We start from the raw sequence: 24,169 nt of genomic DNA, 5'->3' as shown, positions 1-24,169 counted from the left end.
AATAAATTATAAAAACTTTTCGCGATGTAATAATCAAGAAGCATAATAAGAAAGTCCCGCTATAAAATAACAGGCTAATTTTCTTGTTCTTCAACTTTATTCCTCGAAAGTTTTAAACTATGTGATTTTGGCAGGTCTCCTGACTTGTTCCATCTTTAAACAACCTTCTCATCCCGAGAATCGGGACAATGGCATAAGTAACGTTTAAAGACTTATATAGAACTTACAGTAGCGGGTCTGTTCAGGATTTACACCTGATTCCCTTTTAACTATTTTTCCTTAAATTTTAAGAAAAAGTAGACCAAAATTTTGAGCAAATATATAACATAAGTTTATGAAAAAAAGTTCTTATTTAATTTAATTAGAATTAAGACAATAAAATAAGGGCATAATCTGCTAATTTGATAATTTTCATTTATATCCAATAAATTTAAAAATATGACAATATATCAGTTTGAAAACTAGACGATTCTTGTAAAAAAACAATATCTCGATGTTTCGACATCCATGTGGTTACCTCCTATTTTTTAATAAAATGTAAAATAGTTCATCATTGTTTTTTACATAAAATGTATATTTGATTTTCTCTATTTCAATATTTAGAAAACCTTTATAAATTAGAGAAACTCAATCTTAAACTCAAAAAATTTAGCATAAAAAATGGAAGTAAAAAGTTTAGAAAACATTGATATTAAAGATCTATTAGCGGTTATTAATTTATCTTTTTCAGATTATATCGTGCCTTTTAGTCTTAATTTAGAGCAACTTAAAGCTAAGATTTCTGCCGAAAATATTAAATTAGATTTGTCTATCGGAGTTTATGCCGAAGATAAATTAGTTGGATTTATGCTGCATGCTTTAAATACTACAAACGAAGAATTTGTTGCTTATAATGCTGCAACAGGAGTTGTTCCAGATTATAGAGGAAAAGGTTTAGTTGGTAAAATGTATGCTATTTTAGTGCCGAAATTAGAAAATCTTGGCGTTAAGCAAATGGTTTTAGAAGTTATAGAAGGAAATCATCCTGCAATACGAGTTTACGAAAAGATGGGTTATACAATACATAGAAAACTAGATTGTTTTAAAGGTAAAGTACCGGCATTAGATATAAATCCTAAAGTTGATATAAAGAATCTTAAAGAAGCTCAATGGGAATTGTTTAAATCTTTTTGGGATATAGAACCTTCATGGCAAAACGATATTATGGCAGTGAACAATAGTATAGAATTTAGCCAAATTCTTGGAGCTTATATAGATGCTGAATTGGTAGGTTATGCAATATATAATCCTACATCCAAAAAAATTAATCAAGTAGCTGTAGCTCCTAATTATCGCCGTAAAGGAATTGGTACGAGTTTATTTAATCATATTAACAATGCTGTGGATCAAAATGAATTATTAGTATATAATGTTCAGAATAGTTCTGCAGAAGCAAAAGGATTTATAAAAAATTTAAATATACCATATACAATTTCGCAATTTGAAATGAAAAGAAATCTTTAAGTAAAAAAGAAATATAAATTTTCGGTTGTAAAATTAATTAGGCAAAAGAATTAGTGACAATTAGTGTAATTCGTGTTTAAAATTGATTTATAATATTTGAACCTGGACGAAAGTTTACTAAAATTTGATTTTTTTTTATAATTTTTCAACAGAATTGTATATTTAATTATATCAGTTATTTGAAGCTGTTTTTTATAAAATTTTAAGTAAGATTATTACTCAACTTAGTCATAAAACTCACATAGTCTGAGTCTTCCATTAGGAAGAACCTATATTTTTTAGTATTTTTGCACCCTTTTTTACACAATATAATACAACAATGGCACATTCAAACAATGATTTAATCCGTTTTTTAGAAGCGCAAAACCAGCTGTATCTTACCGCTCTTTCTGAAATTAAAAAGGGGAAAAAAGAAACCCACTGGATGTGGTTTATTTTTCCACAAATTACGGGTTTAGGCACTAGCGATACAGCCAATTTTTATGCTATTACCGATTTAAAAGAAGCTACAGAATTTGCAGCACACCCAATTTTGGGAAAACACCTTGTTGAGATTTCTGAGCTTTTATTGACTTTTAAAATGAAATCAGCAGAATCACTTCTGGGAGAGTTAGACGCTAGAAAATTACGTTCTTCGATGACGCTTTTTAGCTTAGTAGAAAACTGCCACCCTATTTTTCAGGAAATATTAAATGCTTTTTTCTCAGGAGAACAAGACCCACGCACTTTGACCATTATTAATTCAATTATAGAGCAATCTATTGAAACAACTACGCTGTAATTATACAGTAATGTAATAGATTATTTACTCAAAAAAAGACACTACATTGTATTTGCTTTCGCAAATCGGTAGTGTCTTTTTAGTTTTGTTAATTAGTAAAGAAATTCATCAATAAATTCGTTTTCTTCATTGATATATAGATAATATGAACTAACATTTACGTCATCATCTTGGTGATGAAGTTCTAATCTTATTTCGATACATGGTGTCGGAATGAATTCATGATCAACTAATATTGAGATTGATTTATTTACAATCTTACTTATGTTGTCTAAATATTCTTTATCAATATTATAATAATACTTAATAGCTAAATTATAAAACTCTTCTTTTTTATCTAATATATCTTTATAGGAATTCATGTTGAGGATCATTTCTAAAATGTAAATTATTCATTCAATTAGTAGTAGTTACAATTTCTGAAGTACTAAAATTTATTATTATTGATAATTTATTTTTTTGATCTCTGCATTAGCTCCTCAAAGTACACATTATAATCAAATACTTGCTTTACGTTTCTTAATACTATAACAACAATTGGCTTTGTATAAATTGAATAGATTGAGTTAAATTATTGAAAATTAGTTTTAATATATAATTGCTTTAAAAAAATATATTACTGAAAAAAGCGCAGTTCTTAAAATAATTACCCAATGTTTTACTATACTTAAACGGTTACCCTCTTTTACAAATAGTTCGTTTTTACTGTTTTTAAGCCAAAACTTATGAAATTTATAAAAGATAAATGAAAAAATAGCCAAACAAACGCTAATAAGCATGTTATATATCATAAACTTTAATTTTATATTACGTAATATTTAGGAAAGGTAAAAATCATCTAACAGATTTCAATAATAGCTATAATTTATGATGTGATTAATTATATGATATCATTTATAAGATATATTATACAGCATATGTAAAAAATGAAAGACGGTATTACAAAATAAAAAGCTTTAAGAGGTTTTTTAAATTTATTTTTAAGATAAAATTGAAGCACTTTTATTGCTAGTATTAAATTAATAATGAAAAGAGGCAAGTGAAAAAAATAGGATAGTATAACTTTTGATCCTCTAATATAAGTACCATAACTATTAATTCTATTATCTATCATAATAATTTCCAAAATTAGAAGGATTATTAGAATAGTAAATGAAATGTAGGAAGTTCTTAGTGTTTTATTTTTCATATAGTTAAATTCCAACCTCTTTTGCTTGAATATATACAAATATAACATTGATTTACAATCAGTGTTTACAATAAGAATTAAAATAAAAAAATTCCCGTTCATTAAAACGTGATTTTATGTAGATCATAATTGTTCAATTAATTCTTGAATGTTTATTCTGTTCATATAATTGGAATCAACAAATTTATAGGTAATACGATAATCGGTATCGATAACAAAAACTGCAGGAATAGGTAATTCGTTGTTATCATTATCGTTATAATCAGATAACTTTATTCCTAGGCTGTTGTAAGTAGGAATTACATACTCTTGAAGTTCAAAAGAAATACCAAGTTGTTTGGCCAAAGCATTATCTTTATCCGTTAATAACTCAAAATCTAGTTGGTGATTATTCTTTAATTCTTTGCTATAATCAGTTTTTTGCGGAGAGATTACTAACAATTTTGCCTTTCTGCCGACAATCTGTTTTAGGTTTTCCTGCAATGCTTTCAATTCTAAATTACAATACGGACACCAACTGCCTCGAAAAAAAGCTACAATCACTTTCCCGTTTTTAAGAAGCTCTTTTAATTCTATTTTTTCATCATTTGTATTTGAAAGACAGAAATCAGGAAACCGTTCGCCTATCCCGATGCTACTTTCTTCAATCCCCTGAGTTTTCAATTCCTCAATGGATTTACTAAATATTTCTAAAACTTCTGTCGGAAGCTGTTTTGCTAAATTTTCATTTAATTCCTCTATCTGTTGCGCTAAAATCTTCATATTTTGTTTACTATTTCCGCAAAGATTTAAAAGTTAATTCAGAACCGCAATACCGCATAAAATTGTCCTTATGGGATAAAAAAGTCAATTTTAAGAAAACAAAGGAATTAGCGATAGAATAAAAAAATATCAATTTGAATTTACCTGAATTTCATTAGCCAAAAATGAAAAATTAGTACGGCTCAGGCATTCTAAGTTATAAAAAAAACTCGCCAGTATTAGACGAGGTTTTATTGGTTTCTGCGATTTGCTTTGTGGGCACGAAGTCAGAGACGTTCGCGCAGCTGGTACTTTAGAACTCTTCGCAGAGCGGGGATTTTATATCCTAGCGATGAGAGTTATTATCTTCAGATGAATCTTTAGTAAAAATCATAATCAGTTGGCAAAAGATAAATATTGATATAAAAACCCAGTTTATTTTTGGATTTTCATGAATCATAAATAACAGTATAAAAATTAAAAAAAAATCGCTTAAATTTTCAAAAACATTAATTGTAAAAACTCTTTTTTTTCTAATTAAATCAAAAATAAGAAAAGATAAAAAAATTAGTACAGTTAGGTAAAATAAATTAAACATAATTTTTTCATTAACAAACCACATAATATAAGGAGCAAGTTAATCCCAAGTATACATAAAAATATTTATTTTTTTTTCATAATCAGTAAGATTTTCTTTATGATATAATTTCAGGATTAGTAGGTGTATTCATATTTTTTTAATTTTAGTAAATCGCTTTTGATTTTTTTTATCCAACGCTGTTGAAGGATAGTGTTTCCATACACCTGACTGTCGTATAGCTTATTTAAATCATTTCTCTTAATTATATTTGATTCATAAATTATAGTATAATTTTCTATAAAATTATTATTTTTAATTTTAAGGCTATCAAATGCTTTTCTGATTTTTCTCGCATATAACTCACTAATATCAAAATGCAATTGTTCATGTGCTAAAATTTGTGGATCATCGGTTATAGTCCAAGATTTACTTTTTATAAAAGTACATTCAACTTTATAATCTGTTAATAAATTGTTTGAAGAGTTATACTCAAAATTTATATCCGAACATGTTCCAGCAAGCATTATTGAATTAAGAGTGTCTGGAATTCCTTTGAAATCTTTCCAAATTAACTTTTTATTACTTGACCAAAAGATTATATCTTTATCGTCTTCTAGACTGCTGTTACTATCATTATAATTACTTAATGAACTCAAAATAATTATAAAAGATGCTAAGAGTATTGATTTTTTTATCATTCTTATAGTTTTTATATTACAAAATTGATTAATAAAAATATTATTATTAAAAACAATGATGCTTTTACATGTTTAAGAAAGGTTAATTTTAATTTTATAGCGGTAATATTAATAAGGTATTGAATTTAAACACAATAGTACTCATTTACAATGAGTACCTGTAATCAAAATTAAACTATAATTTCGCTCGCTAAAATGAGAATTTAAACTAAGTCAAGATTGGTTTAAGTGATTCGCTTTGTGGGTAGAAAGTATGGTGACATCCTCACAGCTTGCATAAAGAACACTTCAAAGAAGTATAACATTCTACTCCATAATAAAACCTCGCCAATGTTTGACGAGGTTTTATGTGTTTTCTTTTGATTGTGGGGGCGAAGTCGGAGATGTTCGCACAGCGCTTCGTTTGAACACGTTGGGAATATTCGAGCGATCGGGATTTATAGATTTTGAATAAACTGTAATGATTGATTATCAATCTTCATTGAGTTTCCATTTAACATAACTCCAAATCTATCAACACATAGAGTTTCTTTTGAATTGTCAGAATATAAAATTATAATTTTCTTTCTTGTATCTATATTTTCTATTTTGCCAGATTTATGCATGGAATTCATAATAGAATCTAATTTTTTTATTTTTTTTTGATCCCTAATTTTATAAGCTTTAACTAATCCTTTAAATGATGAATCAAACTCGGCACAATTTACTCTAACTGCCGTATCAATATTTAAATTAACCTTTTTTATCAAAATTTCGGTAATTTTTTTCTCATTAATATTACATCCTAAATTTAAAAAGATTGCAATTATAAAAATAATTTTTTTCATATATTTCATTCGTTAATTTTGTTTTTTAACTGGAATAGTGATTATTACTTCATTTGTAGCAGTTGTCGATGTAGGACTGACTGTTTCAATTAGTGTTCCTCCGTGATCTTTACGAGTAACCTCTCCTTCCTTAATTTCACCAAGGGCTTTAGCTGTTTCTTGTTCACTGCCCTCAATAACTCTTTGTTCCTCTTTATTGTCGTATCCCTCTACTTTAGTAGCCTTATCAGCTTTTTTTTGATCTGGGTTTTCTAGTTCTTGTAGAGCATGATCGGCTTCATGATTAACAATGGTCGTCGCAGATATTACTACTCCTTCATTTGTGAGCAATCCTTTATTAGGGTCCCAACTAATTGTATTTGTATTTGGGTCAAATTGGCTTCCTCCATCAATTGCTCCAATTGTTATAGTTTCTTTCCTTGCTTGTAATTTAGCAAAAATACCATCTGCTTTATTTGCTTTTAAATATTTTATAGCTGATTGTATTTTAATTACTACTCCTTCCTTATATTCTGAATAATCCTTATCTGCAAAAAAAGCATTAATAGTCTTAAATGTGTCTTTTCTAGCATCTAAAGCAGTCCCACCAGTCAATGGATTATTGCCACTATTAGAATTTTCATCTTCGTCTCTACCCTCTTTTGAAATAAATACCCATCCCGTATCGTCATTACCTACTAATAAAGCATTATGTCCAAAACCGCCTGCACCTTTTGGTGCATTTACTATAGCAACATAATCTCCTTTTTTGTATTGTTCTTGTTTAGGTGTAGAAATACCGTGACTTGCCTTTGCTTGTTCAAATGATACTTCTTTATCTCCATCTTTATAAACTCCTTTTCTTCCTGAATTATGGGCATCCCAATCGTAAGTAGCTAGCATTCCATCTGGGTCAATAAAAAACACAGGATTGTTATAACAATATGTATATGGCGACCATCTTCTAGACATTTCTGCTAATGGGTCAATATTCATCCAACGTCCAAGAGCAGGGTAATATTAAACCAATTTCTGCTGAATCAAATTTTGAAACTAATTCTTTCCAATAATTTTCATTTATTAATTCATCTTCTGAATCAACTAAATCCTCATAACTTTACGTACCTTATAAATAAATAATGAAAAATATATCTATTAATAGTGAATCGTTGGAATTGAGTATTGATAAATCATATAATATAATTGATGCCCTTTACTTAAATGATATCAAAAAAGAATTATCAAATACTAAGTTAAAGACATTTGTAGCAGGGTATTTTATTCAAATTTTATTCCGTTTTCTTTCACTGGATAACCTAAAATTAAAGATTTTACCCCATAAGATTTATCTTTTTCTATAATTTTTGACTTATCAATTATTACTATACTTTTCAATATTTTATCGGATAATGAATCATTTTCAAAAGTTTTCGATGTAAACTTCGTCTTAATAGCGAATTTAATTTTCAAAGTATTTCTTTCTTTAATAAATTCTTTATTTTTAATGTCTGGAATTAAAGGAAAAGTATCTTTCTCTATGATTATAGAAAGGTCATTAAAATTATTGCTTGTGGAATCTGTATCCTTAAATTCAACTATCGTCGTTAAATCAACATTAAACAATTTTGATTTCTTATTAATTGAATCATAAAGCAATTCTTGAGAAATTACTTTTTGGGTTTCTTTTGACTCAAAAAAAATACATTTTTGAAATACGACTAAAATAAACATTAATAAAATAGTCAATAATACGTTAGTTCTCATTCTCCTCTTTTTTTATAATAATTAAACATACTTTTGAGATGTGTTATATAATCAGGTGTTGTAGTTTTTTCATATTTTTTTAATTGGTCAGTGTAAATAGCAGTGTGTTTTTTGTCTGGATTCTGCAAATGACCAATTTTTCCTCCTTCATGATCTAATGTGGCAGTAAAATTATTTTTATCAGTAAGTAATGGATCAACTTTTCCATCTATTAAATTAACTGTTACAGTTGAGCCTTTGGTATTCATTAAAGTTTCACTACCATAAACATCTGGAACACTTGCAACTCCATCATTGTATTTTTCTATAGTATATGGAGTTACTCCACCCGTAGCTTCTCCTGGTATAGCATCTGCAACCGATATTTTGCCATTATGGACATCTTTAAGATCAACTGTAGCATCACTTGCATAATGTCCTGCTATTTTTGATAAAGTTGAATAATTTGATTCATTAAAAGTGTAATCACTTAATTTTGTTTCAAAATTTGAAAGTGTAGCGGGATTAAACTGAGGCGAATCAATAACTATATTATTAGTTTTTTTAGTATCAGTATATAAAAAATTACCTGCAGTATCGAAATGGTCGTCAGGTGGTGAAGCCATCATTCCATCTGGGTCAATAAAATAAACAGGGTTATTAAGAGCGTATGTATAGGGGCTAAATCTACGTGATTTTTCTGCTAATGGATCAATGTTCATCCAACGCCCAATTGCTGCATCATAATTTCGAGCATGATAGTCGTAAAACCCAAGCCCCAGCTCGTCTTGCAGCTCTTTTCCGTTATACTTATATTTATAATTAACTTGTAAATTATCCGTATTATAGCCCTCATGTTTTAAACCAAATGGGTAATAATTGTTTTCTTCGAGAATTTCAAGAACGTTTTGTGCATTTTTTTTGTAACTCACTCGTATATTCCCTAGATGGTCAGTATAATTAAACACATAATTATAGTTATCTGCTCCACTTGCAGGTGTATTGTTTACATAGCCCTCTGCTGTTGGAAAAAACTGTAGCGCATTATCTTTATATTGGAATCCACCTAAATAAATGGTCTTTGTTATGATCCCCTTATCAGTAACGGTTTTTCCTAATTTTTGCCCTGCTGCGTTGTAAATATACTCAATCGTATTTGTCCCTCCAAATGTTATTTTGGTTGGCAAATTAAGATGATTATAGCGTATCTCGGTAATGTTTTTATTTTCATCTTTAATTAAATTACCGTCAGCATCATAAGCATAATCATCTGAGCTGTCATTATAACCATCACTATCGTCTTTAAATCCTTTTGGAGAATTTGATGTATCGCTTACTTTTATCAATTGGTTTGAGTTGTCAGTATAAAAATACCCTAAGTTGTCTATGTCTCCAACGTAAGGATTGCTTGATACTCCAGCCATGGACTTACGTTGTAGTCGGATAATGTTTCCGTTTTTATCATAATCCAGATTCTCTCCAAAATAATTCTTGTTATCTGTAAGATTTGGAGTTTGATAGGTTGCATCTTTTAAGCGGTTCAATTGATCGTATTGATATCCATACCCACGAATAACTCCAATACCATCGGTACCAGTAGCCCATGATATTTCAGAAATATTACCGTTATATAGTTTTTTAGCAGCTCCAGCATCCCAATCAAGCGGGGGGCATTTTATAATCAACGAAGGCAAAAAAGAAATTCTAATTGTCGCTATTCTCCTTAACAAACAAGATAAAAGCAAAATGATTAAACGATTGTAATTTTGCTTCTTCCATAATAAAAAACCTCGCAACTTTGCGAGGTTTTTTGTTGTTTAATCTCTAAAATATTACTCCTCTAAGATATATTCATATCTTTTTAATTGATTTAATTCGATAGCGATATTTTCAATCCATTGTTGCTGTCTTTCATCATTAAAATAAACTTTACTATCATAAAAATCATTGTATTTATTACATTTTTCTCCATAAGATTCAAAGACTGAATAATAAACTTTTATATCTTTAATTTTTTTTTCGTTTAGACTATCAAAGGACTTTCTGATTTTTCTTGCATATAATTCCCATATATCAAAATGTAATTGTTCGTGAGCTAAATTACTATCGCTTTTAACTTTAACCCAAGATTTACTTTTAGAAAAATAACAAATTACATTGATTTTTGGGATTCCTTCTTGCCAATATCCATTCTCTATTTTTAGACCTGCAAATGTTTGTGCTTTGATCATAAGGTTTATGGTGTCAGGGTCGCCTTGAAAATCATTCCAAGTAAGTTTTTTATTACTTGACCAAAATAATATATTATTGTCTTGTTCTTGATAAAAAGATTTCTTTTTAAGTTTTATGTTTGATGAACAAACAAAAAACACAATAAAAGCAAATAGAATCATTTTTTTCATAATCAAGGATTTGTTATTTGCAGTGTCGAACTTGCAGATCCGTTTTCTATTTTTCCTATTCCAACAGATATTCGATTAGGATCGATTCCTCTATTGATTAAAAATTGCCTAATTGCTTTCGCTCTTGCCAATTGTAATCCTCCTATCGTTCCGTCCGCACCATCTACTTTTGTTTTAGTATTTTTTGTGTATCCAGTAAACGAAGCATTCCCTAAAATCAAAACTTGTAAACTACTGAAATCGACTAAGGTTTTTAATAAAGCTAAAACTGTTTGATCTGATAAAGGAGAATTAATTTTACTAGTATTTTTTTGAAAAGAAATATCTAAATTAAAATTTTGAACTGAATTTCCTTTAGTAATTTCTATACCATTTATAATTGGGTTTTCAGGAATTGAAGGTATATTAATTTCAGGTGTCTGAATATTAATATTGTTATTCATTGTTATTCCAGCAGGATTTAGACTAACTACCCCAGCAACTTGTCGCGGTCCTTTTCCTTCCCCTCCAGTTGAATTAGGAGTTGGAGTTTGTTTTTTTCTCTCTTTTTTAACTACATCCCATCCTGTACCCCGCGATTTTCTTCCACTACTCCTTCCATCTGCAGAACTAACTTGTTCTGTTTTCGGAACAAAAATACTATTAAACACTCTACATAACCAACAGCTTCCCAGTCCGTATTCATCAATATTTTCAATAGGGTTATTATCTGCCATTACATAAGGCGATTGATAATTTACAAAATCTGCCATCGGGTCAATAACTCCAAATCTTCCTATATCTGGCATATACATTCGCGCTCCTAAATCATACATATTAAGCCCCATCTCGTCTTGAAGCTCCTTTCCGTTATACTTATACTTATAATTAAGTTGATTATTATCAGTATTATACCCCTCATGTTTTAAACCAAAAGGATAATAATTATTTTCTTCAAGAATTTCAAGAACATTTTGTGCATTTTTTTTGTAACTCACTCGTATATTCCCTAGATGGTCAGTATAATTAAACACATAATTATAGTTATCTGCTCCACTTGCAGGTGTATTGTTTATATAGCCCTCTGCAGTTGGGAAAAACTGTAGCGCATTATCTTTATACTGGAATCCTCCCAAATAAATGGTCTTTGTTATAATCCCATTATCAGTAACTGTTTTACCCAATTTTTGCCCTGTTGCGTTGTAAATATACTCAATCGTATTTGTCCCTCCAAATGTTATTTTGGTTGGCAAATTAAGATGATTGTAGCGTATCTCGGTAATGTTTTTATTTTTATCACTAATCATATTTCCATTAGCATCATATGTATAATCATCTCCGGTTTTGTTACCGTCTATAAATCCTCTTGCATCATTTCCAGCTGAACCATCAGTAACTTTTTCGAGTTGGTTTGGACTATCTATTTTATAATCATACGTTAGGGCATCTATTTGCATTTTACCCAATTGCTGATCCTGAAGGCCAAAACGATTGAGTGACATGATATTTCCATTTTTGTCATAGCTAAGATTCTCATCATATGCATTAGTGATAAGCCCTGATTTCTGATAAATTGAATTCAATAAACGATTTAACCCGTCGTATTGATAACCATATTTTCTTAAAAGCCCCCCGTCAGATTGCGTTTTCCAATACGTTTCGGCAATATTACCATTATACAATGATTTTACATTTGGGTCGGTAGTTTCTTTATTGTAATTAATTTTAAAGGCAAACAAATCGTCTGGATCTGTATCTTGTTGCAAATTATCTGTTTTATTTATTCCAGTTAACCAACCTCTTATATTATAACTATAATCAACCTTTTGTAGAGGGTTACCAGTACTTTCACCTACCTTTTTAGCTTTAAGTTGTCCTAACTCATCATAAATATTCTCTGCTAAGAGTTGCACTATTCCTCCATTAATTTGATGCGTATGAGTTAGTAAGCGGTCTTGTGCCGAATAAGTGAATTCTTCTCTTATTGTAAGCTCAACTGTTCCTGTTGCCCGTTTATGTTTGGTTATGGTGTATAATGGTTTTCCTGTAAAATCTAGTTTACTATCAGTAGTAGTATAGCCTCCTAAATAATTTTGAGTATAATTACGTATTGGTCTGGCTTTATTGTTATAAAAAGTACTTGTAGTTTCTCCCGAAATAACAAAAGCTGATGTAAGTGCTCTTATCCAACTACCTGTTGCCAAACCTTTGGCATTAGCCAAAACATCTTGCCCTTCAATACTTGTAGCTACAGTCGAAACATTAGGATAATCATAAGTATCATAATAGTTTACTGTAAGAAGCTTGAAACTCGTTGGTGCAATAAGATTACTATAATTGGTAGCAACTCCATCAATTGTGCCTGAAGTTTGCTTTGTTTCGAATATTTTTGATGCTGTATTTTGTGCATCCTGCATCGTCTTTCTACTTTCTGCATTAGCCGCAGAATTTAACCAACCCGTATAAATTGGTCTGCTAAAAGCATCATATTTAGTTATTAACCAACCTATTGTAGTTTCTCCTTTAAAGGGAGAATTGGCTGGACCTGTAGCTACAGGACGATCCAATTTATCGTAAACAATAAACTCCCATTGCTTTCCTGGTAGTTTCTTCTCGACCAAACGGTTACGATAGTCGTATTTGTACTGGTAACATACCCCTTTTAAAACTTCGTCACTTATAGCTCCATCAGCTTTTGGAGGAATTACATAAGTTAGATTCCCGTAATCATCATATACATAATAGGTATCGTGTTTTTGTTGTGATTCGTAGGTTCTCTTTAAAATTACCTTGCCTTCTCTATCTTTAAATTCTACTGTGCTTCCTGCTGTTTCGGTTGGATTTGCCGGAGAATTCTCATCATAAGTTACCGTTTTAGATAACTCATTAGCATCGTAAAATACCCCATTATCCGAAAAGGAAATATCAAATATTCCTGCTGAAGCATTCCAACTTGTAGCTACTGTATATAATTTTACTTCACTAGCTGTATTCGTTTGATAATCCAATTTAATTTCATGACCTCCGCCCATAGCCCAGTCCGTTCCAGGAGCAGCTTGTTTTAGAACTCTGCTAAGAGGAGATGATTCTAATTCCTTTACAGAAAAAGGATTTGCTGTATTTTCATATTTTTCTGTATTATAAAAATTAATAGTATTTACATCAGCATTTGCTTCATAAGCCATATTAGTTGATGTTGCTTCATAAGGCAAGTATTCCTTCGTTTGTCGGCCAAAATCATCATAGCCAATATGTGTTATAATATCTTTACCCAAATTAGATTGCTGATTAGCAATTTGTTGTATTGGTCTGCCTAATCCATCAAAATAAGTAATACTAGTTTGAGCTTGATTTGGTGATGGATTCGATAAAACAGTTTTAACTGGCTCTTTGTAATTTGTCGTTATGACATAATTATGATCTGATGAAGGATTTTTAATACTAGAACAATCTGGATCTGAGCCATAAAGCAATGGACAATTATCAGAGTAATTATCTACATAATTCCCAGCCGGTTTGGTACATTGTTGCACAAAATTAGAAGGATCTCCCAAGCCATCAACTTCGTTATCTGCATACCATTTTGTATTGGGATTTATAAGTATAGCTCTATCATCGCAATCTGAAGCATTGGCTACATAACCTGTAGGCTGAATACTGTAATACAGGCTTACATTTGGATTCCCAAAAGTATCTTTATCAAAATCTTCATAAAAAGTTTGTGGAGGAATATTAGTAATATTTCCGGTTCTATCGTTATAGTCTGAATTATTCGTTACATATCCTACAGGCTGAATACTGTAATACAGGCTTACATTTGGATTCCCGAAAGTATCTTTATCGAAATCCTCATAAAATGTTTGTGGAGCGATGTTGGTAATAAACTCTGTTCTATCATCATAGTCAGAATTATTGGTTACATATCCTGTAGGCTGAATACTGTAATACAAACTTACATTTGGATTCCCAAAAGTATCTTTATCAAAATCTTCGTAAAAAGTTCGCGGCGCGATATTAATAATATTGCCTGTCCTATCATCATAATCGGAATTATTAGTAACATATCCAGTAGGCTGAAGACTGCATCTAACACTCACATTCGGATTTCCAAAAGTATCTTTATCGAAATCTTCAAAAAAAGTTTGAGGAGGTATATTTGTGATACACCCTGACTCATCATCATAATCACTAGCATTATCTACATAATTAGTAGGCGGGATACATCTAGCTATTGTAGTTGTACTGCGTCCATAACCATCTCCGTCTTTGTCATAGTACCAAGTCCTAATATACTTATATGTCGGGTTATAATCATCACAATCGTCGAAATTTTGAACGTACCTGTCTGGTTTTGTACAACTTTGTACAAATGTAGAAGCATCACCGGCTCCGTCACCATCATTATCATAATACCAAATATTATTAGGATGTATTGTTACATTGCCATCATCACAATCTCCAAACTTATCAGTATACCCCTCAGGTCTTATACAATTCAATACAAAATTAGCAGTCGCTCCAAACCCATCACCATCCACATCACGATACCATATTGTATTTTCATTTATATCAATATTATTATCATCACAATCTCCTCCATTTCTTATGTATCTAGGAGGTGCAGCACATCCTTTAACTGTCATATTATCATCACCACTGCCATCTTTATCGTTATCATAATACCAAACGGTATCAGGATTTAGATCTGTAGCTGCATCATTACAATCATTTGCATTATCTACATAACCTGTAGGTTTGGTGCAACTTACTGTCGTTACTGCACGATTCCCAAAACCATCTCCATCTCCATCTTTATACCAAACTGTATTTGGGTTAATTGTGATATCTCTATCATTACAATCTAAGTTATTGGTTACATAACCTTCGGGTATTACACTGCAGTACATTGTCTCGACAGCACTCCCATAAGTGTCCTTATCGAAATCTCTATAAAAAGTTTGTGGTGTAATATATGTAATCGCTCCATTAGCATCATCAAGATCCCATCCGTTTGATACATAATTTGTTGGCTGTAAACAACTGGTTGTAGTGATTGAACGGCTACCATATCCATCATGATCACCATCATAATACCAAACCGTATTTGGTGTCATCAATCTATCATTGTCATTACAATCTAAATTGTTGGCAACATAGTTTGGGGGTTGCAAAGTATAAAATACACTAGCATTGGGATTACCAAATGTATCTCCATCCATGTCCTGATAAAAATACTGGGTAGGAGGCCTATTGGTAATATAAGGATTGGTATCATCTAAATCATCACCCTCCGATACATATCCCTCCATTGGTTCTGTACTCATATAATATTTAGCAGGGTTTCCAAATCCATCTTCATCAACATCTCTATACATTTTAACAGGGCGGTCACCGCCTCCACCTCCGCCTGGAGGAGCAGCTTTAAGACTTTTATCTTGTCCATATCCTAATGAAACCATCAATAGTAATAAGAAACTGTATATATATTTTTTCATCGTTTTCATACTAGTTTTTATAATGATATTGGTTTTCTGATAAAATATTTCCCTGACTGTCTTTTACTACTTTTAAACGATTAAACTCATCGTATTCATAATAGGTAGTTAAGCCTTTAGGATCTGTTACAGTACTTACTCCTATTAATGGTTTATAAGTATAGGTTGTAATCATTGCATTGGATAAGTTATTCCTAAATGTGTTCTCGTTTGTTGTGTATGCTGCACTTGCCTGATCGTAAGTTGCATTTTCAACCTTAGCGATTGGTTTTGTTTTATTATAGCCCCAAATAATTGCTACTGGTGTACCACTCTCTAAAGTATACTGAAGAATATTACCTGCATCATCATATTTATCATATGTAATTTTTTTCTCTAAAGAATTTGCTGTAGAAAGTGAATTAGGGAATTTGGCAGCATAGATAAACTTTGGTAACAACAAATTACCCGTTGTGGCGTCCTTTGCATATTCCGTTTTTTGCTCGGATTGTTTTGAACCACCTCTAAAAGTTTCTGTTTTCAGTGGGGTATCAATTCTATTATTTGTAATCATTTCAGAAACAAAAGGTTCTGTAGTTAAATCCTGAGGATAGTAATACTTGGTTTCCAAAGTTTCTTTTAACGAGGATTTGGTACTTTGCGAAGTTAGCTGAAGATGTACAGGATTATTATATCCATAATTTGTTGTAGTTTCTATTGGATTTAATCCTTTAAGATCATACGTTTTAGATATGGAAGATTCCAAATAGAACCAGTATGCTATTGTTTTATATTCTGCGATACTCAAATTATCAACAGAATTTACAGTTGCGCAGAGTTCTTCAAAATCTTTTCTTACAGTATATCCTTTTATCTCCTTGTTATAAGAAGGATCTAACTTGTACTTATTTTCATTCTCGGTTACAACTATAAATGGAGCACCTCCAATTTTTTTCTGAAATACCTGTGATTTTATTTCCAAGCCGTTATCCCATCCAGTATTAGTAAGCGGCGCGCTTTTAAGTTCACTTCCTAAAATAGGATTACTAAAATAGTCTCTATGAATAATAAATTCTTTCATTTCTCCTCCATTTTCAAAAGCATCTCCTCCTTCACTAACAGTTACGTACTTATAAAAACAATTACTACTACCGGTATCAAATAAAGAAATCAAACTACTAGAGCTAATTGTAAGATTACTATTATCTACAAAAGAACATGCTACTCCCATTTGTCCATCTGATACTGGGCACCTAGTTCTTTGATTGGATATATCTGCATAAAAAGGAGTTTTCCCTCTATCTCCCGAAGAATGATTGATATCATCTTTATTGGCATAATAATATCTTTTATAATTTGCCTTAGCCAATGGTTCTGAAAAATCTTTAGTAGCTTTAATTCGTACGCCTCCTGTTTCTATATTTGTATTTGTCGTTACTGAGGCGGTAGCGTAATAGGTAATATTTACCCATGCTGAAGCTTTGATTCCGTTTTTAGAAAGATGAAGTGTATATGTCTTACCCGCTTTTGCATCAAAATAAAATTTATTGTCTACAACATGATGATCTCCATTACTGGCAGTTATAAAAACAAAACCATCATCATGAAAAAAATCACCAAACTGAGAATCTTCATAAAATCTAGGGCAATCTTCTGAAGGATCTGCACAGGTTATTTGCATTGCTGCACTATAATGTCCTGTATTGCCAGAGCCTGGTATTGGGTTACCATTCTGATCCAAAAGAGGTTCTTGTTCACCTGCATAAACAACACTACCCATAAGCTCAATTTTTTGATCAGTAGGTGAAGTAATGTTTATAGTTTTTGCTTCATGGTTTGTTTCTGTTTTGTCTTTTTCTAAGATTAGTGTAGTTTTTTTAGGATAAGTTGTTTTCTCTCCCCAATAAGTATTACTCTCATAATCAAATTCGGTATATCCTTTGGTAGGATAAATAATTTTATTTAACAATCCTATTTTAGTAAAATTCCCATCAGGCTCTTTATCAGCTCCATAGTAGTCTATATCATCTAAGCCTAAACCAAAATCCTTTATATTTTTAGGCACTAAATTAATATTATCCTTACCATTATAATACCCCCAATGATCCTGGCTTGTAGAGAGTCTTCTAGGGAAACCAGACTGGTTTAGATATTCGAAAGCGTATTTTTTACTTGGATCGTTAAACGTGATATTTTGCAAAAAAACACGTTGGTTAGATGTTTTTAAATAATTGAAACTTATTTTTTCAATCACAAGCCCATCGGTATTATATTGCGTAATGGTTTCGATCTTGCTATTACCATCGACTTCCTCATTAATCCCCGAAGCAGTATAAGCAAAAGTTACATAGCCATCACTACTATTATTACTGCTTATTTTGCTTATTCGTTTCCCAATAACTTTCATATTAAACGATATAATACCACTAAGGGCTGGAGCATTACTGTATGGAGAATTACCCTCGCAACTTCTTTGCGTTCTTGGATACGACATAGAGAGTGTTTGAGAATTTGAAGCAGTATAATCCATATTCGCGCCATCATAAGTAAGATAAATTTCGGATCCGTTTGGGTGTACCATCTTGCTTAAATACCATGCCGTTACACTGGCACTTATTACTGAGTGTCCCTCCCCCTGACTTCTAAAAGCTGTTGTTTCTTTTTCGGTAAAATAATATTTAACACCATTAGTAGTAGTCAATAAAAAATCGGCATTATTAGTGATTCTTTCTATTTTAATTTTTTGGTTATTTATTAAAACCGGTATGTTGTTTTTATCATATATAAATTTTCCTGAGTTGCCATTAAAATTAAAAGAATATATATCTCTTTCTGAATCAGCATTGCCTTGCGCAGCTGCTTTATAAAACGCTACTCTTTCAGCATTGGTAGCATTAGGCATATCATCTGGTGGGTAAATCATTGTTTGCAAATCATCTGATTTATCTCTTACGGTTCGGGTAATAACTCCTCCAAAATTAAGATTCCAACCCAATCCCACATTCGAAGCAACTTCATCTACCTTAATTCCGTTAGAGCCATAAAAAAGTGACATAGGAGATTCTAAATCTTTAGTTTTAAAACTTATTAATGGAACTGAAATATTTGCCGCTCCTGTAAACATTCCAACAGGAACGTTACCATATTTACCTAATTCCCCAGCTACAGGTGATGGTGGTGTTATATTAGGCATGAATTTACTATCATCAGACTGTGCAACACTATGCAAGGTTGTAAAAATGAGCAACAAGAAAAATATATGTTTAATCCTGTTGGTGGTATGTATTGTATTCATTATGATTCTTTTAATTTTTTCCTCTTCTTATTACTTTCACACCATCACTCTGCACATTAGTTTTTATGTTTATTATATAAATACCTTCAGGGTAACGGCTTAAATCTACTGGTACAGTTCGCTCTGTGATACTAAACTGTTGCAGGATGCGACCCGCCATGTCTACAACCGTAGCAGTACCAGTCTCGTACTCATATCCTATAATAATATTGGTAAATGTTACAACTGGATTAGGAATGGCTTCTACACTTATTTTAACTTTTTCGAGTTTGGTTTTGTCCTTGAGTTTTACAACCCAAAAATCATTTCCGCCTATACTTCCGTTTTTATCCTTAGATGCGCTGGAATTTGAGGTTCCTGCCATAAGATATCCACCATCTCTGGTTTCTACAAGCTTACGAAGTATATCCTCTCCTGCACTTCCTACTGTTTTCTTCCAAAGTTCTTCACCTTTATCATCTATTTTTAGAGCGATATAATCATTGATCCCTTCTTTATCTTTGTCTATCAAACCAGTTACTTTACCCACAATACCTTCTTTAGGAGATTTTTTTTCGCCTTGGGCATAACCTCCAATTAGGTAGGTATTGTCTTTATTTTCTACTAATGAAGTCAAGATATCTACTTTGCCAAAATCATAGGTTTTACTCCATATTACTTCTCCTTTCTCATCTAATCGTAATACCCAATAATCGGTACCATTACCTACTGTACCGCCTAAAGTCGTGAGAGGTTGAGTACTATTAGAATTCCCTCCTGCTATATAACCTCCATCTTTTGTTTGGTGAACTACATACAACTGATCATCACCATTGCTTCCATATGTATTTTGCCATTCTATCCCGCCTACATCGTTAATTTTTATAATCCAGTAATCTCCTATTCCTTTATTGGGTTGGGTTTTGTCTCCTGATAGTGTGGAATTAGAATATCCTCCTAATATATATCCTCCGTCTTGGGTTTGCTCCATACTTCTTAATAAATCAGCATACTGACCTCCATAGGTTTTTTGCCACTCTACTACTCCAGCTTTATCCAATTTCACGATCCAATAATCCATGTTTCCACGGCTTTTTTCAGATTTAGCGTATATATCAGTTTTGGTATCCAGAGGTAAAGATTTTGAAGTACTTATTAATGCTGGGCTTGAACTTGAAGAACCTCCAAGCATATATCCACCATCTTTGGTCTGAAAGGCACATAAAAGTTCATTTTGTCCACTACCGCCAATCGTTCGCTGCCAAAGCTCTTCGCCTTTGGCATTGAGTTTTATAACCCAAAAATCGGAAATACCTTTACACGGATCTTTCTTTTGGAAATCATTTGGCGAGCTTGAAGTTCCTGCAAGGATAAAACCGCCATCACTTGTGTTTTTTATGCTTTGTAGTAAATCAAAACCGCTTCCTCCAATGCTTTTTTGCCAATCGAGGTCGCCTTTTTCATCCATTTTCCAAATCCAATAATCTAAATCGCCATGATTATTATCGGTTTTATTGCCTGTTTTATCAGATAAAGAACTGCCTGCTAGTATAAAACCATAATCGGCTGTGGGTTGTGCATCAAAAAGATAATCTGCATGTTTGCCTCCATACGATTTTTCCCAAAGTATGTCTTGAGATTGCATGAATAACGGGCAAATAAATAAGAGTAGTAAGTAGTTTTTTTTCATATTAAAACTGGATTAAGATAAATGCAGCTATATATTACATAATACTGTTAAATAGCTATAATTTGCGCAATGATAGTTCTGCTATTCTGAAGATACAATACCCACTTTTAGTGATTTTATTATAAAATCACTAAAAAAAAACCTTATATATTGATAATTAGTTAATTATAAAAAACATCAATACATATAATAAATAAAACATTAACATAATAAAATAATGTTAGGAAGAATAAGCGTACAGTTAAAAAGTCTATTCTTGCTTCAGTTACATTTATTTTAAGCAATAAACAGTTAAAAGTCAGTATACTTAAAATCATAAACTAAAAAAGCTGATACGAAATGTATCAGCTTTTTTAAAATAAATCTTGCAACAATCAACATAAGCTTTACTTTCCCTCACTACCAAAATAATTTTCAAACAAAGCCAACTGATTTGATAACGCTTTGCTCCAATAATTTGTATCGTGTGCGCCCAGAGATTCTATATAAAGGTGTTCAATTTTTTCATTTGTTAGGAGTTTATGAAAATCTCTATTCATATCTATCATTTGAGCATCCTCTGTACCACAATCAAATATATAAAACTGATTTGAGGCTTGCATTTGTTTCGTTTTATCAAATGTTAAGTATTGTTTTGGTAAGCTTTTAAATTCGCCTAAAAATTTATCTACTTGATAATTATGGAAACTTTCTCCAAATCGATTAAAATCTAATGCGCCACATGAACTTCCTACTATCGAAAAAGTATTTTTATACGCAATTCCGATGTTTGTTGCGCCATATCCTCCCATACTCCATCCTAAGATTCCTCTAAATTTTCGGTTTTGGATTGTTGGATAATTGGCATCGATATAATCAACTAATTCTTTCCCAATAAAAGTTTGATATTGCGAAGATTTATCCACAGGGCTATCTACATACCAACTATTAAAATTACCATTGGGTAGGACATAAATAGTTTTATTTTTTTGAGATTTGCTTACAAGATCAGGAATATCCTGCTTATATGTTCTATCAGGATTACCGCTATAACCATGGAGTATATAAATGGTTTTATAAGTTTCACCATCTACAAGATTTGGTGTAATAATTACGGTTTCAATTTCCTTATTCATTTTTTTGCTATATACATTCTTATGAATGATTTTCTGAGCAGAAATTGATACTGATAAGGCAAGTAGTCCAACTGTGGTAAGTAATGTTTTCATTTTTTTGTTTTTTATTTATAAGACAAAAGTCAGATATATAAAAAGCAAAAAAGTTTACAAATGTTGATAGATTAAAAGTTTATTTCTTTACGAATTCGACTTAACTGAGTTGGCGTAATGCCTAAATACGATGCAATATGATGTTGTTTTAACCTCAGGAACAAATGTTGGTTTTCATATAATTCGATATAGCGCTGTGTAGCCGATTCCCATTTTAAGTTAATTTCTAAAGGCTCTTTTCTTACCACCCAATTTTTCTCTAGATAATTGATGTGAAATAATGCTAAATCATGATGTTTTTTAACCAATTCACGAAAAGCATTTGCAGGATAAACAATCAATTCTACATCTTCTAAGGCTATGATATTAAAATTACTTGGTTTGTCTTCAATAATTGCTGCTGTAGAGGCTACAAAGTTATTCTCTTCAAAAAATATTTTATAAATCGTATCCCCATTTTCATCAATAGTATAATAGCCAAGCAAGCCTTTCTTAACAAAATAATAATACAATGCCAAATCTCCAGCCTGAAGTATTAATTCGTTTTTCTTAAAATGTTTTACTCTACAAATACCCAACAAAGCTTGTGAAGTTTCATCGGAGATAGGATAATATAAATTGATTTGTTTTAAGAAGTCTTCCATAATTGTTTTAAATGAGTTTTATAAAATCAATCTCATTTATAAGTGACAAATTTACTCATTATTGATTGACTATTTTCTCTAATAAATGATTGAATTAACTTGAATAGATGCATAAAACATGATGTTTACACAAATTCGAAACATTTATGATAAAATTTGAAAGTTCGTTTTCTAACTCCCGTCTAACTTCGCTTAATTAAAGATTTAGAACAAAAGATTATAAATAAAATATCAAACCATGAAAAAAACCTTTAGCCTATTTTTAGCAATCACTACCATTACCATAAGCTCATTTGCCAAACCTAAACAAGATGATCCTTCTTTTGATTGGTTCAAAAAAACAACAGAAGTAATTCATTTTCAATTAAACAAAGCAGCTCAAACTTATAAACCGGGTAAAAACCCACGTTCTGTAAATCCTGATGGATCAGTAAGATTGGCTGGTTTAACCGATTGGACAACTGGTTTTTTCCCAGGAAGTCTTTGGTACGGATATGAACTCACTGGTGACAAAGTAATGGCAGAAGAAGCTAAAAAGTTTACCCTAGCTTTAGATTCTATCAGAAATATAAAAAACACGCATGATGTTGGTTTCATGCTTTATTGTTCTTACGGAAATGCCTATAGAATTACTGGTGATAAAACCTATCTTCCTGCACTTGCTGATGGTGCTGCAAATCTTTATGCTCGTTTTAACCCAACGGTTGGAGCTATTCGTTCTTGGGATTTTGCTTGGTTACATTACCCTGTAATTATCGATAATATGATGAATCTTGAGTATTTATATTGGAGTGCCATTGAGTTTAATAAACCAGATTATGCTAAGGCAGCAAGCACTCATGCATTGACAACAATGAAAAATCACTACAGAAAAGATTATAGCTCGTATCATTTAGTCGATTATGATCAAAAAACGGGTAAAGTATTACGCAAAGGAACACATCAAGGTGTTACCGATGATTCGGCTTGGGCTCGTGGGCAAGCGTGGGGACTTTATGGCTATGCTATGTGTTATGAAAACACCAAGAATCCTAAGTTTTTGCAACAAGCCGAAAATATTGCTTCTTTTATCATGAATCATCCGCGTATGCCTAAAGATAAAGTACCAGTTTGGGATTTTGATGTACATAACGCAATGGATACTGCAGAACTTGCACCAAGAGATGCTTCGGCAGCTGCAGTTATTGCATCAGCTTTACTAAATTTAAGCACTCAGGTAAAAGACGGGACAAAATATGCCGATTATGCCGAAGATATTTTGAAATCATTATCATCAGATGCTTATTTGGCTAAACCGGGTGAAAATAGTTATTTTTTATTAAAGCATAGTGTGGGCGCATTTTTGTATAATTCAGAGATTGATACACCACTTGATTATGCAGATTATTATTATTTGGAAGCTTTAAAAAGATATGCTACCATCAAAAAAATAGATTTTTCGGAAAAATCATAATTTA

15 protein-coding genes, 1 pseudogene and 1 riboswitch are annotated in these 24,169 nt (G+C 31.4%); of the genes and pseudogenes, 3 read left to right on the top strand and 13 right to left on the bottom strand.

Annotated features, from left to right (window positions below; all coding sequences use genetic code 11):
- Window positions 1–111: 111 nt before the first annotated feature.
- Window positions 112–321, bottom strand: a riboswitch (cobalamin riboswitch).
- Between the two features lie 339 nt (window positions 322–660).
- Together ACJ6WR_RS22380 and ACJ6WR_RS22375 are read left to right on the top strand one after the other, a co-directional pair.
- Window positions 661–1,503, top strand: a complete 843-nt coding sequence (locus tag ACJ6WR_RS22380; RefSeq protein WP_039112124.1) for a GNAT family N-acetyltransferase — start codon at window positions 661–663, stop codon at window positions 1,501–1,503.
- A gap of 319 nt (window positions 1,504–1,822) precedes the next feature.
- Window positions 1,823–2,284, top strand: coding sequence for a DUF1810 domain-containing protein (locus tag ACJ6WR_RS22375; RefSeq protein ID WP_039112125.1), 462 nt, complete (start codon window positions 1,823–1,825; stop codon window positions 2,282–2,284).
- A gap of 92 nt (window positions 2,285–2,376) precedes the next feature.
- Here ACJ6WR_RS22375 and ACJ6WR_RS22370 read toward each other — a convergent pair whose 3' ends face one another.
- The 13 genes and pseudogenes from ACJ6WR_RS22370 to ACJ6WR_RS22310 all read right to left on the bottom strand — a co-directional run bounded on the left by ACJ6WR_RS22370 (window position 2,377) and on the right by ACJ6WR_RS22310 (window position 22,712).
- Window positions 2,377–2,658 carry a hypothetical protein gene (locus tag ACJ6WR_RS22370; protein WP_131474456.1) on the bottom strand — a complete coding sequence of 94 codons (282 nt, stop codon included), beginning with the start codon at window positions 2,656–2,658 and terminating at the stop codon, window positions 2,377–2,379.
- A 938-nt stretch (window positions 2,659–3,596) separates the two neighbouring features.
- Entirely contained in the window at window positions 3,597–4,235 is a 639-nt protein-coding gene (locus tag ACJ6WR_RS22365; RefSeq protein WP_409416556.1) for a peroxiredoxin-like family protein, read from the bottom strand.
- A 693-nt stretch (window positions 4,236–4,928) separates the two neighbouring features.
- On the bottom strand, window positions 4,929–5,492 hold the full coding sequence (locus ACJ6WR_RS22360) for a DUF922 domain-containing protein (RefSeq protein WP_409416555.1): 564 nt from the start codon (window positions 5,490–5,492) through the stop codon (window positions 4,929–4,931).
- A 437-nt stretch (window positions 5,493–5,929) separates the two neighbouring features.
- Window positions 5,930–6,319: a hypothetical protein gene (locus ACJ6WR_RS22355; protein ID WP_409416554.1), complete on the bottom strand. Its 390-nt coding sequence runs from the start codon at window positions 6,317–6,319 to the stop codon at window positions 5,930–5,932.
- 12 nt (window positions 6,320–6,331) lie between these two features.
- Window positions 6,332–7,306: pseudogene (locus ACJ6WR_RS22350) on the bottom strand (hypothetical protein); the annotation flags it as partial.
- Window positions 7,307–7,576: 270 nt separating this feature from the next.
- Window positions 7,577–8,062 carry a hypothetical protein gene (locus tag ACJ6WR_RS22345; RefSeq protein WP_409416553.1) on the bottom strand — a complete coding sequence of 162 codons (486 nt, stop codon included), beginning with the start codon at window positions 8,060–8,062 and terminating at the stop codon, window positions 7,577–7,579.
- Complete coding sequence (locus ACJ6WR_RS22340) at window positions 8,059–9,735, bottom strand: RHS repeat-associated core domain-containing protein (protein WP_409416552.1); 1,677 nt, start codon at window positions 9,733–9,735, stop codon at window positions 8,059–8,061. Before ACJ6WR_RS22340 ends, ACJ6WR_RS22345 begins: the two co-directional genes overlap by 4 nt.
- A 138-nt stretch (window positions 9,736–9,873) precedes the next feature.
- Window positions 9,874–10,443, bottom strand: coding sequence for a hypothetical protein (locus ACJ6WR_RS22335; RefSeq protein WP_409416551.1), 570 nt, complete (start codon window positions 10,441–10,443; stop codon window positions 9,874–9,876).
- A 2-nt stretch (window positions 10,444–10,445) separates the two neighbouring features.
- Window positions 10,446–15,917 (bottom strand): DUF6443 domain-containing protein, encoded by a 5,472-nt coding sequence (locus tag ACJ6WR_RS22330; RefSeq protein ID WP_409416550.1) that lies wholly within the window; start codon window positions 15,915–15,917, stop codon window positions 10,446–10,448.
- Between the two features lie 10 nt (window positions 15,918–15,927).
- Window positions 15,928–19,191: an RHS repeat domain-containing protein gene (locus ACJ6WR_RS22325; RefSeq protein WP_409416549.1), complete on the bottom strand. Its 3,264-nt coding sequence runs from the start codon at window positions 19,189–19,191 to the stop codon at window positions 15,928–15,930.
- Window positions 19,192–19,201: 10 nt separating this feature from the next.
- Window positions 19,202–20,860, bottom strand: a complete 1,659-nt coding sequence (locus ACJ6WR_RS22320) for a T9SS type A sorting domain-containing protein (protein WP_409416548.1) — start codon at window positions 20,858–20,860, stop codon at window positions 19,202–19,204.
- A gap of 386 nt (window positions 20,861–21,246) precedes the next feature.
- Window positions 21,247–22,068: an alpha/beta hydrolase gene (locus tag ACJ6WR_RS22315; protein WP_409416547.1), complete on the bottom strand. Its 822-nt coding sequence runs from the start codon at window positions 22,066–22,068 to the stop codon at window positions 21,247–21,249.
- A 71-nt stretch (window positions 22,069–22,139) separates the two neighbouring features.
- On the bottom strand, window positions 22,140–22,712 hold the full coding sequence (locus tag ACJ6WR_RS22310) for a Crp/Fnr family transcriptional regulator (RefSeq protein WP_039120524.1): 573 nt from the start codon (window positions 22,710–22,712) through the stop codon (window positions 22,140–22,142).
- A gap of 238 nt (window positions 22,713–22,950) precedes the next feature.
- Between ACJ6WR_RS22310 and ACJ6WR_RS22305 the strand changes: the two genes are divergently transcribed.
- Window positions 22,951–24,165 (top strand): glycoside hydrolase family 88 protein, encoded by a 1,215-nt coding sequence (locus ACJ6WR_RS22305; RefSeq protein WP_039120523.1) that lies wholly within the window; start codon window positions 22,951–22,953, stop codon window positions 24,163–24,165.
- The last annotated feature ends 4 nt before the right edge of the window (window positions 24,166–24,169 follow it).

It is taken from the genome of Flavobacterium sp. PS2, assembly GCF_046250155.1.
GTDB lineage: Bacteria > Bacteroidota > Bacteroidia > Flavobacteriales > Flavobacteriaceae > Flavobacterium.
This window is presented reverse-complemented; position numbering and strand designations above follow the sequence as displayed.

Bases quoted from the DNA above. Each gene is read 5' to 3' on its own strand.
- ACJ6WR_RS22360 (WP_409416555.1), bottom strand. From the start codon at position 5,492: ATGATAAAAAAATCAATACTCTTAGCATCTTTTATAATTATTTTGAGT.
- ACJ6WR_RS22335 (WP_409416551.1), bottom strand. From the start codon at position 10,443: ATGAAAAAAATGATTCTATTTGCTTTTATTGTGTTTTTTGTTTGTTCA.
- ACJ6WR_RS22345 (WP_409416553.1), bottom strand. From the start codon at position 8,062: ATGAGAACTAACGTATTATTGACTATTTTATTAATGTTTATTTTAGTC.
- ACJ6WR_RS22310 (WP_039120524.1), bottom strand. From the start codon at position 22,712: ATGGAAGACTTCTTAAAACAAATCAATTTATATTATCCTATCTCCGAT.
- ACJ6WR_RS22365 (WP_409416556.1), bottom strand. From the start codon at position 4,235: ATGAAGATTTTAGCGCAACAGATAGAGGAATTAAATGAAAATTTAGCA.
- ACJ6WR_RS22380 (WP_039112124.1), top strand. From the start codon at position 661: ATGGAAGTAAAAAGTTTAGAAAACATTGATATTAAAGATCTATTAGCG.
- ACJ6WR_RS22375 (WP_039112125.1), top strand. From the start codon at position 1,823: ATGGCACATTCAAACAATGATTTAATCCGTTTTTTAGAAGCGCAAAAC.
- ACJ6WR_RS22330 (WP_409416550.1), bottom strand. From the start codon at position 15,917: ATGAAAAAATATATATACAGTTTCTTATTACTATTGATGGTTTCATTA.
- ACJ6WR_RS22370 (WP_131474456.1), bottom strand. From the start codon at position 2,658: ATGATCCTCAACATGAATTCCTATAAAGATATATTAGATAAAAAAGAA.
- ACJ6WR_RS22305 (WP_039120523.1), top strand. From the start codon at position 22,951: ATGAAAAAAACCTTTAGCCTATTTTTAGCAATCACTACCATTACCATA.
- ACJ6WR_RS22320 (WP_409416548.1), bottom strand. From the start codon at position 20,860: ATGAAAAAAAACTACTTACTACTCTTATTTATTTGCCCGTTATTCATG.
- ACJ6WR_RS22325 (WP_409416549.1), bottom strand. From the start codon at position 19,191: ATGAATACAATACATACCACCAACAGGATTAAACATATATTTTTCTTG.
- ACJ6WR_RS22355 (WP_409416554.1), bottom strand. From the start codon at position 6,319: ATGAAAAAAATTATTTTTATAATTGCAATCTTTTTAAATTTAGGATGT.
- ACJ6WR_RS22315 (WP_409416547.1), bottom strand. From the start codon at position 22,068: ATGAAAACATTACTTACCACAGTTGGACTACTTGCCTTATCAGTATCA.